At 46.2% G+C, this 11,397-nt stretch carries 6 protein-coding genes; all 6 read right to left on the reverse strand.

The features are described 5' to 3' along the window. On the reverse strand, positions 1-872 hold an 872-nt coding region (locus tag ACESLU_RS06645), incomplete at its 3' end, for an SGNH/GDSL hydrolase family protein (RefSeq protein ID WP_372636881.1). Positions 873-1,031: 159 nt separating this feature from the next. Further along, positions 1,032-2,156, reverse strand: a complete 1,125-nt coding sequence (locus ACESLU_RS06650; protein WP_372636884.1) for an FG-GAP repeat domain-containing protein — start codon at positions 2,154-2,156, stop codon at positions 1,032-1,034. Positions 2,157-2,364: 208 nt separating this feature from the next. Next, positions 2,365-4,140 carry a RagB/SusD family nutrient uptake outer membrane protein gene (locus ACESLU_RS06655; protein WP_372636888.1) on the reverse strand — a complete coding sequence of 592 codons (1,776 nt, stop codon included), beginning with the start codon at positions 4,138-4,140 and terminating at the stop codon, positions 2,365-2,367. A gap of 11 nt (positions 4,141-4,151) precedes the next feature. Next, a complete protein-coding gene (locus ACESLU_RS06660) occupies positions 4,152-7,247 on the reverse strand; it encodes a SusC/RagA family TonB-linked outer membrane protein (protein WP_372636891.1) in 3,096 nt (1,031 codons plus the stop codon). Positions 7,248-7,637: 390 nt separating this feature from the next. Beyond that, positions 7,638-9,179, reverse strand: coding sequence for a sulfatase (locus ACESLU_RS06665; RefSeq protein WP_372636894.1), 1,542 nt, complete (start codon positions 9,177-9,179; stop codon positions 7,638-7,640). A gap of 148 nt (positions 9,180-9,327) precedes the next feature. Beyond that, positions 9,328-11,397 (reverse strand): c-type cytochrome (locus ACESLU_RS06670; protein WP_372636896.1); only part of this gene is annotated, 2,070 nt, incomplete at its 5' end.

The raw sequence follows: 11,397 nt of genomic DNA on the forward strand, positions 1-11,397 counted from the left end.
ACCTCCACACTATAACACCCACTGAGGTCCCCTCTTACCTGAAAATTCCCAAAATGCCCTACCGTGAGCGTTTCCGAGGGCGGGGGGGGCAACGGAAGGATGGAATGATGCATGGTGAATTGTACACGGCCATTCTGGAATTGATTTTCCAGTACCGTGGTGGTTCCGGTCGCCTCAACAACCTTCCTGGAAAGATCAATCCTTATCTCTGATTTCCTGGGAGAGAGTCCCAGCTCGTGCTCCATCACGGACGCCAGATAATAGTATCCATTCTCATTCAGGTGAACGCCATCGGCTGTCAACAGCTCTTTGTTATTAAAATCCTGAAATGGATCGAACAGGTTGATGTATCGCAATTCCCGCTCGGCAGCCGTTTGGGCGATTACCGATGAATACAGCCCTATATTTTTATTGCGTTCCGTTACCCCTTCCACAGACGTTACTTCAGCCATGTGGGGGATCGGAGACAGCAGGACCGCCCGGGCATCCAGCTTGTCAATCTCATCCAGTAATTTATGTAAGCCCTCTTTAAACCTGGAGACCCCCTCTTTCCCCGCGTAGGCCTCGTTGGCTCCGTACCCCACAAAAACAACCGTTGGATCCGCCTCTTTCAGTTGTTGTATCAGCAATTCATAGGAGTCGGGCGGTGAGGTGTAGTAACTGCGGGCCTCTCCATGCACCGTATCTCCCGTCCACCCCAGATTACGGAATGTGATATCCCGCTCCGGCCACCGGGTGGTCAGCGCGTATTCAATATATCCATACTCCAGGTCATTCTGGATCAGGGAGTTGCCCAGCAGGACCACCCGATCCCCGTGCCGGAGCTCAAAGGGGGATTTCTTCTCCTCCTCGGTTATGGTGGTTTCAGCCACAACACAACCATGTGAAAAGACGAGGAATAATAGAATTAAAAAACCGGATGTCTTGGTACTTCTCATTCTTCAAACTGATTTTAAAATACATATTAACCTGCTCCGGACTCACGTACGGGTTACCTTTTTTTCCAACCGCCCTTGAATACTTGATTGGTATCATCCTTTGTTAAAGAATACGTAGAGACCATCTTTTCCGGCCACTACAATATCTTTGAAACCATCGTGGTTCAGGTCCACCACCTCAAAGTAGATGCCGGTTCCCTTGCCCTCCCCGAGCGGTCCAAAACTGATCGTATTTTTAACAAAAATTTCTCCATTCCACTTGTAATAGTATAGGCCAATGGGGTCATCGCCCCCCGGGTCGTTGCCGTTGTGGGCGTGGTAGCGCTTGCCGGTAACAAGCTCATTCTCTCCATCCCCATCGATATCGACCCATTCCATGGTATGAAACTGGGAGTTATTCGGATCAATGGAGTGTTTTATCCAGCTCCTGTCGCCAGCGGAGGTAACGCTCTGCTCGTACCAGTCAAGCCCGTAGCTGTGTCCCTGTCCAACAATCAGATCGTTTTTACCATCATTATTCACATCCGCGACCAATATCGGAATGCTGGCATCATCCAGGTCAAACTCTTCATGCAGTGTCCATTGGCCATTGATTAAATCCTCGGGAGCCTCAAGCCAGCCATCACTGATAATAAAGTCTCCCTGCCCGTCGCCGTTGATATCACCGAATCCCAGACCGTGCCCCTGGCGATCAGCGACGGGTATCCTGGTAAAGGAACCCTCCGGCTTGCCATTATCGTCCCTGTCAAGTTTATAAAATTTCAGCGGGTCGTTTGGATTGTTGGGTACGATCTCCCGGTATCCGTCGCCGTCAACATCCCAGCTCCGGATCGTCTCCACGTTTCCGGTTTGGTCGATAATATGTTCGGTCCACTCTGACGCATCGCCCGGATTTTCGTGCCACCGAATATTTTTTCCAAACCACCCGCCCGTTACATAGTCAACGTGACCGTCATTGTTTACATCCAGGGGAATGGTCGCAAAATCGTCCCAATATTCACCGAATCGCTCCACCTCTCCAATATATTTTTTCTGGAGAAAATGGGGCCCTTCGTACCAGAACGAACCGGAGACCAGGTCAAGTTCTCCATCATTATTTACGTCAAAAACACCCACCGATTCAAAACTCTCAGAGGCTACCTGTACTTTTTCGAATTGGACGGGAGCTGTTTCTTTTTGAATCTGAAACGAAAAACCCAGTCGAGTAGTACATACCATCAACAGGATACAAAGTGATACACTTTTTAGTTGTATGCAAAATAGGTTCATAGTTTATTTGATAATGTATCTTGAAATAATAAATATGCTGCCCCGAAGCAGCGCTCTCGGGGCAGTAATCCGAATGGAAGTAATATTCCACCCGTTATAAGGGAGTCCCAAATACAATCATTCGGGATTAACCTCACTTTCATCACACAGGACAGACTTAATTATAACCGGGATTTTGAATTAACTCATCATTTCTATTCAACTCATCTCTGCTAATAGGAAAGAAATACATTTTATCTTCCCACTTGCCGTCCATGATTTTGATGGGAGTAACAGTTGGAACTTCGGCTGTCGTATTATCTTCTTGCAATTCATATACAATTTCAACCCCGTGAACAGGATGATATGCCTGAGGACCAATCATCCATCTTCGTACATCAAAGAACCGTTTGTTCTCATAAACTAACTCAATACGTCTTTCATTGCGGTACTCTTCCATTAACTCCTCCCCTGTGGCCGTGATATCGGGCATATAAGCCCGCTGTCTTAACATATTAAGATATTTGCGAGCCTCCGCTTCCTGTCCCAGTTCGATACTGGCTTCCGCATAATTAAGCAAAATCTCACTATACCTGATATATCGCCACGTTAAATCCTGGTTGGATTGTTCTATATCCACATTTTTATCCAGAAACTTAAGCATGGTCGCACCCGTACGGTTCCCATTCCAGGGATTCGCAATACTGTTTCGGGTATCCAACCCATACTCTCTGTACATCTCATTATTCTCGCTATCCCATCGTTCCCAGGTGCCAAACTGTCCCACTCCCACCGGATCATACTTTACCAAATCATCGGGTCGCGGCCTGTATTCATTGCCTTCGTAAAGAATAGAGGCTGTTAAACGAGGATCCCGATCCTCATAAGGCTTATGAACATGATCAGGATTATCCCTGTCAAACTTGCTTCCGTCAGCCATCCTGTACGCATCAACCAATTCGCTTATTGCTCCTACACCGGCATTTCCGTACCACCCGTTGGGAGCAATCGCCCATCCGTCATAACCTTCGCTCAATGAATTTGAACGGTAACGAACAAAAATATCTTCCGGACTTTTTTGAGAGGTAAAAAGATCTCCATAGTTTTGGGTAGCTTCCTCTGCCGAAGATGGATTCGGCATATATAACCGATACACCCCCATATCAATGACTTCTTTGGCAGCATCCCGGGCAGCTTCCCATCTTGCAGTAGGATCGCCCCCTGTGTATCCCAGTAATTCGGGATTGGAATAACCACCTGTTATGGTTCCGTTTTTCTCCGGGTTGTACAAGTCGCTCGCCGCGTAAAGCAGCACTCTTGATTTTAATGCCAGGGCTGCTCCCTTGCTTGCCCGACCATTATTACTGCCGGAATTCGTTTCCGGCAACAAATTTGCAGCCGTATTTAAATCCTCTACAATAAAATCAATGACATCAGCAAACGAATCACGTGGAACTTGGTATTCTTCACCCAATTCATACACCTTGGTAATAATGGGTACGCCACCGTGATAACTCGCCAAATTAAAGTAAAAATAAGCTCTTAAGAAATGGATTTCTCCTGTTATTCTATCTTTTAGGGGGACACCATCCGATTCAGCGTCTCCGAAATCAATTTCTTCAATATTGGCCAAAAACTTATTCGCTTTCCTAATGCTTGAATAATTAGCTCCCCAGTCGCCAAATCCTGAGTTATCGGCTGTGATTAGGGCATTGTTAACATTAAACCCGGCGCCTGCACGACTTCGGGATTCATCCACGTTACCGGCATTTCTTGCCATACTCCAGGGAATTTCATCATAAATTTGATTGACATAGGATTCGGCTAATGCTGGGTCTTGCCATATATTTGATTTGGTGAACTCAGTTACCGGTTCTTTATTCAGAAAATCCGTGCAGGAAGAAACGAGCACCGCTGCTATTAAAAATCCTAAAAGATGATTAAAACTCTTCATAATATCTTGATTTAAAAAGTTAATGATACACCGAAATTGTAGGTCTTGTTCAATGGATACACCTGGCTATTCACCCATATAGAGCTGGGGGATGCACTGGGCGATTCAGGATCAAAATCTTTCAGGCCTGTTATCGTATACAGATTTTGTCCACTCACATAGACTCTTAACGATCCTATACCCAACCTTTCATTAAATTTTTGAGGAAGGGTGTATCCGATATTGACACTTTTAAGTCTCATGTAATCCGTATCTCTCACCCAGTATGTATTATTGGGAGCTCCATCAGTCATCCAGTATTCTTTACTTCTGTTCCAGGCTCTTGGCTTCGAAGCATCCTTATTGTCAGGAGTCCAACGTCCCTCAATATTATCCATACGGAAATTACCTGCTTCACCCGAAAACTCCCGGAATGCCCGGGCTGCCCCGGCAGCTCCCTGCACCAGTAATGAAGCATCAAATCCCTTATAGCCTAAATCAATATTTAAACCACCGGTTAAAGTCGGGATATCAGATTTATCATATCTAACCCGGTCCAACCCATTTATTTCCCCATCGTCATTCACATCTTCAAATATAAGATCGCCTGGCCGGGCCCCGTCCCAGTGTGGATAAGAATCAACTTCCTCCTGGTCACTAAAGACTCCTATCGCATTATAGTACAACCCTGAATTCATAGGATGACCCGTGGACTTTTGATAGTCCGGTGCTCCGGGGGGTTCATCCCAGAACTTAATTTCATTCCTTGAATGAGAAGCATTGACAGAGAAGGCGTAACTGAAGTCATTTTTTTGATTATTATACCCGAGCTGAAATTCGTACCCGCTGTTAGCCACCTCAGCAATGTTTTCCTGGGGCAGGGACAATCCTGTTGACTGAGGTACGGAGGCATTTCTCCACCATAAGATATTGGATCGCACATTATGAAAATAATCAGCTGACACGGTAACCGTACCATCAAGTAATTCGCCGTCAAAACCAATATTTTTCTGGTTGGCTACCTCCCATGTAATATTGGGATTCGGGGTGCGCAGCTGATTTAACGTTTTGCTCGGCTCATTACCGTTGAATACATAGGTACCGCTATAGCCATATGTTTCAAGATATTGATACGGGGCTATTCGATCATTCCCCGTCTCTCCCCATGACCCGCGAATTTTTAAGTAATTGACAAGTTCAATGTTGTTACTCCAAAAATCTTCTTCCGAAATTTGCCATCCCAAAGAAATACCCGGGAAGAAGCCCCATCTGCTTTCCTCAGGAAAGATATAGGAACCGTCATAGCGGAAAAGAAATTCTGCCAGATATTTGGAATCATAATCGTAATTAAATCTTCCAAAATAACTCATACGGGCTTCGTGGCTTGCCGTCCCGCCGTTATCTTTTTGCCTGTCTCCCCCGGCTGCTAATTCATCGATGAGCGTGGAGTTGAAATACCTCCGAAACGCATTAAAATTCATCCAGTCGCCCTCAATCCTTTCCCAGCCAAGTAAAACGGCAACATTATTTCTTTCGCCTATCGTATTGTCATAATTAACCAGCGCTTTAAGTGTTGTGCGGGTCCCATCTGACATACTCTGCGATAATCTTGGTTCAGAAACTCCCCTCTTGCCCCTTTCGAGTACCGGCGTGCCTTCTGCATCCCTGGTTTCTCCGTCCCAGGTATACACATACCATGGCTTGGTAAATTGTTTATTATTATCAAGATTCTTGTCAGCATTAACGTTTCCCGTTATTGACAGACCTTCAATCCAGGGAATTGTTATATCGAACTTTAGATTGGTCTGTAGTATGTAGGTCTTATTATTGACATATCCTGTGGCATCTGTTGTAGTGAGTACAGGATTTTGTCCATATTCCACATCGGGGCCCGGCTCACCCGTCGGCCAATAATCGGGCAGATAAGGATATTGGCGGTTTAAAGCCCACCAGGTATCTAATGCTCCTCCCCCTATTCCTCTTTTTCCGGGATAATTCCGGTCTTCCTGCCGGGCAGCCACGTCAAGACTCACATTAATATTATTGGTAACTTCCGCATCAAGATTGCTTCGCAGGTTAAGCTGCGAATAATTAGTGGCGCTATTATAAAATATGCCATCCTGATAACTATATCCCAGAGATGTAAAATATTGTATGCGTTCTGATCCGCCGCTTAATGAAATATTCGCATTTCTCTGCGGAGACCAGGGCTTAATAACCGCATCAAACCAATCCGTATTCGGATGGGTCCATGGATTAGAACCTGTGCGGTATTTCTCTATATCTTCCTGAGAATACCGTGGATCTTCATCATTATACATTTTAATCTCATTGATCATTTGTGCATAACTCGCAGCATCCGCCATGTCGGGCAGTACCGTGGGAGAATTCCACCCTTGATTAAGGTTAACTCTAATCTGTGGTTCTCCCTGCGCTCCGCGCCTCGTTGTCACCAGTATAACCCCATTTGCAGCCTGTGATCCATATATTGCTGCCGAGGCATCTTTTAGAACAGTAATATCTTCTATAGTAGTGGGATCTATGCGGCTCAGGCTACGATTCGGTATTCCATCAACCACAATAAGGGGCGAATTATCGCCAAGCGTATTGACGCCCCTTATTCTCAGTGTTGAATTATCATTCCCGGGCTCTCCCATGGGAGTAACAGCAACCAAACCAGGCATCCGCCCCTGCAATGAATTGCTTGTGTTAATCGCAGGCATTTTCTCCATATCATCCCCACCTACTGCACTGATTGAACCGGTGCTGGTTGCCTTTTCCTGCGTTCCATAACCGACGACAACCAGATCCTCTCCCATAATCGCCTCCATGGACAGGCTCACATCAATCGTTGTACGTCCCTCAATTGGTATCTGTATCTCCTGGTATCCCACAAAAGAAAACACCAGCGTGTCATTCAGGGAAGGTACTGTTAATAAGTAAGAGCCCTCGGCATCAGTGGCAGTACCTGCGGTTGTTCCTTTAACTGTGACATTTACGCCGGGCAGCGTTTCCCCCGACTGTTCATCAACCACTGTTCCGCTGACATCCTGGCCTAAAGCAATCGAGCATACAAACATTACCTGTACACTCAGCAGTCCAATTGTCGTTATAACTGTTTTCACCATTTTGTGACATTTTTTTTTCATAACCTGATCTCCGTTATAATTAATTTTACCCTAAATCGATAGGTCTGTAAAGCTGTGTATCCCAACACGTCTTAAAAGAGACACTGCCATTTGGGATCTACTGCTTTTTTTATTGTTTTTTTCTCATGCTGGTCTTCTGCGCCGTGAGAATTTTAACAACAGGGCATTAACAAGACGGGCAAATTTATAATGAAAGCCAGGCCCCGCAGATAGGATTGCAAATTCATCTACTTAAATACACTTATGCTCTCTCTATATATAATACGTTCAAGAAGTCTGTGGGGTATTTAAAAGACAACAGATTTGAGTTGTTATATTTTTGATTTATTTGATCTTGTCATTTGGAGATAAAAAAATACGGCAAGACTATTATTGGATTAGCTCATCAAAAACTACTGGCTCTCCCTCCCAGAACCATTCCCCGTTTTTTTGCCGCAGTATCCGGGATCTGCTTCCCGGAACATGTGGAGCATTATCCTCCGGCATCCACTTGGCCAGTTCACGTTTCACATCAATATATTCAGGATCATCGGCCAAATTAGACCACTCGTGCGGGTCCCGATAATGGTCATAAAGCTCCTCAGCCCCGTTTGCATAGCGGATATACCGCCATCGCTCAGTACGCACAGCGTGGTTGCCGGGATTTGCGGTCGTAACCGCCGGCCGTTCGCGGGGTGTATCCGCCTCTTCCAGCTGCGGCACCAGGGATATACCTTCAATATCTTCTTTAGCCGGGAGGCCTGTTAAATCCACGAGGGTGGGATACATATCCAACAGTTCAACGGCCTCAGGAGATGTTGCCCCAGTCGATACTCCCGGTCCCGCAAAAATCAATGGGACGCGCGTTGTACGCTCCCATAACGTATTTTTCCCAGTGATCGCTTTTTCGCCCAAATGATAGCCGTGATCAGACCAGAAAACCACAATTGTATTTTCGACCAGGTCCTGTTCTTCCAGCGTGTCAAGGACCCGTCCGACCTGGGCATCCATAAAACTGACCGTCGCCAAATAGGATCTTACCTTGGAATGCCACTCATCATGTTCGATGACCCAGGATAGGCGCGGCTCGGGGAGAAACCAGTGGGTGTACCAGGCAAAATCGGGAATATCTTCACGATCGCCCTCAGGAGCAGGAGGTAAAACCACACGTTGCTCGCCGGGATAAAGATCAAACCACTTTTGTGGTGCATATAAGGGAACATGCGGAGAAACAAATCCGACGGCCATAAAGAAAGGACTTTCCTCCTGTTCAGTGCCGAATTCTTCAAGCTGATCCACGGCCCAGCTGGCCACTTTATAATCTCCCATTACCGAATCCTTTTCCGGGAATACGCCCCAGTCAACCAGCGGATGGTCGACCATATCCAGCGGTTCTTTCACAAGCTTATCCTCCGGGAAGGGCCCGAATCCTCCATCCGGCCCCCAATTCTGAAAATCGGTTTCTCGCACTTCCTCGGGTACCCCATGAAATATTTTTCCCGTTGAATATGTACGGTACCCGTGTTCAGCGAAATATTGGGGCAGCGTTATCACATCCTGAGTGCTCTCTGCTTCACGGTGTCCGGGCGCAAGTCCATATATACCGGTCGTGGTAGGACGTAACCCCGTCATAAGGCTGACGCGGGAGGGATTACACACAGGCGCCTGCACGTGGGCATTGGTAAAGAGGGTACCCCTCTCTGCAAGCCGGTCAATATTGGGCGTAACAACCTGCGGATGGGTCTGCAGAATACCAGCCCAATCGTTGTAGTCGTCAATACCGATAAACAAAATATTGGGACGGGTATTGGCATCCTGTGCCAGTAAAGAAGGTGAGACAAAGCTTAACAGTACTACCAAAACCAGGCAAAACCACCATGAAGATATCTTGCTTACATTGTTACAAGTCGAAAATGCTGCCACTTTACTCATTTTATTATATTTTTCGTTATGCTTGCTGGCTGTCTACACAAAAGGCCAAAAAACAAACCCTGTTAACAGTCCATTTTTTACCATTCAGAAATACGTAAACAAACATATCCATAAGTGGATTACTTTGGTAATTAACCGAATCCTTGCATTATATCTGTCGAATAAACGCAATCAGATCGGCCATATCTTGTTTGCTAATCTCTTGTTCCAACCCAGAAGGCATGGCCGAACTGTTTGTAGATGAAATCGATTCAATGTCAGAACGTGAAATGGTAGTTTCAGCTCCACCTGCATTAAGCAATGTTATCGAGGTGCTGGTTTCAGAGTGTATTACACCGGCCGCACTTCCTCCCGATTTCAGCTCTACAATCGTCATTTCATATCCATCAGCAACCGAGCGATTGGGATCCAAAATTTTGCTCATAAGTGCCTTCGGTTCCCAGTGACGGACCGTCGCCAGGTCAGGACCGAAAGCAGTGCCTGTTTTCTCTTGCACTTGGTGGCAGGCCGAGCACTGTTGTCGATAGATTAGTTTTCCATTATTCGCATCTCCCGGCATGGTGAGAACTTCACGATATTGTTCTAATATTTCTGCCGTTTCTTCTGGATTCACCCGGAGAAGATCCCGAGCGCGTTTTCGTACGGCATTGTCTGAATGAAGCATCAAAGAGACACGACGACCCCATCCTATTGAAGAAACGGTAACCTCATTATTCGCCACAGCATCAAGCAGCAGTTCCACCCGTTTCTTCTCCTGCAAAAGAACAGTAACTGCCGCATCCCGCAAGGCAGGAGTTATTGCTTCCCACCGATTCAAAAGAAATCTTCCTATGTGAGTCCCCGGTATGTTGCCGAGGCCTTCTATCGCAGCAAGCTGAACGGGCAGGGGCTCACTGGAATGGCTGTACTCCTTCAGTTTCTCCTCATGCGATACAGGATCGATCATTGCAATGAGTTCTATAGCACCCGCACGAAAAGAAATCTCCTTCATCCGGTCTTCTGCGACATCTAACGCTCTCTGCAGCACTTTATCTTTCTCACCCCCGGAGATGCCCAATACTCCTGTCAACTGCATGGCAACTTCGCGCACCCGCTCTGATCCGGTTTCAAAAAAAATATCTATAGCCATGTCACTTTCAATCTCATACTCTTTTGATTCTATTTCTGTATGTTGCAGTGATTCAGTTAACCCAGAAAGAATGGCTATTTTCCACCATTCATTCTCTTTTGTCATTCCAGATAAACTTTCTTTAATATGTCGACTTATTTCTCTTTTGTTACCTTGACTGCCAATAATGGAGGCCACCCGTTCCAAAAACAGACGTCTACCCGGATTTTCCATATCTCCAAACTGCTTAAGGAAGCGGTTCAGAAGGGCCGAAACTTCTATATCTTCGGCCGAAAGAAATGCAGTTTGCATCCATGAATCTTCCAAATCTTCGAACACTATTTCTTCCCTTACCTCATGTATCCGCACGGAAGACAGATCACCAAGGCTCAGCAGCAGCTGATGTCTCACTTGAGGATCAGGATCATCTTTCATTTCCAGGAGGGATTCTACCAAAGAAGGATCCTCTTGCAATCTTTTCTCGGCGATTTTAATAGCATTTTTCCTCACCCCGGCTTCGACATCCTGCAGGGCTGTGATAATAAGATTATCATCCAGTCTCTCCAATCCCTCAAGCGTCCACAAGGCGTGGAGTCTTGCCGTGGCAACCGTGCTGTTGGACACAAGTTTTTTAAGTGGTTCAACCGCAGCCGGATCGTTTCGATCGACCAGCAGACGCTGTGCATTTCGCCTCCACCAAATATTGGCGTTTTCCAGACAAGCTACAAGCTTTCCAGTGGACATATTATTCAAATCCAGATTACTGGTCCATTTGGGATTAGCCATCTCATTCGCAGTTATCCGGTAAATGCGCCCCCGATTACTGGCTTCGTGTAACATCTCTTCATTTTGTGCTGTTTCATTATCAAGCCATTCAGGGTGATCAATGATACGCCGGTAGTAATCGATCACATAAAGCGCCCCATCCGGGCCAATATAGAACTGAACCGGCCGAAACCAGGCATCTTCTGAAGTTAGAAATTCCTTTCGTTCCAGCAGGCGCCTGGCCTTGAAGACCGCTCCCTCCTGCTCCACGACATCCGCATGCACCAAATTGTGAACTGACTCCGCAACAAATGTCACCCTGTCAAATTCTTTCGGGAACGCGCC

It is taken from the genome of Fodinibius sp. (genome assembly GCF_041642155.1).
Taxonomy (GTDB): Bacteria; Bacteroidota; Rhodothermia; order Balneolales; family Balneolaceae; genus Fodinibius.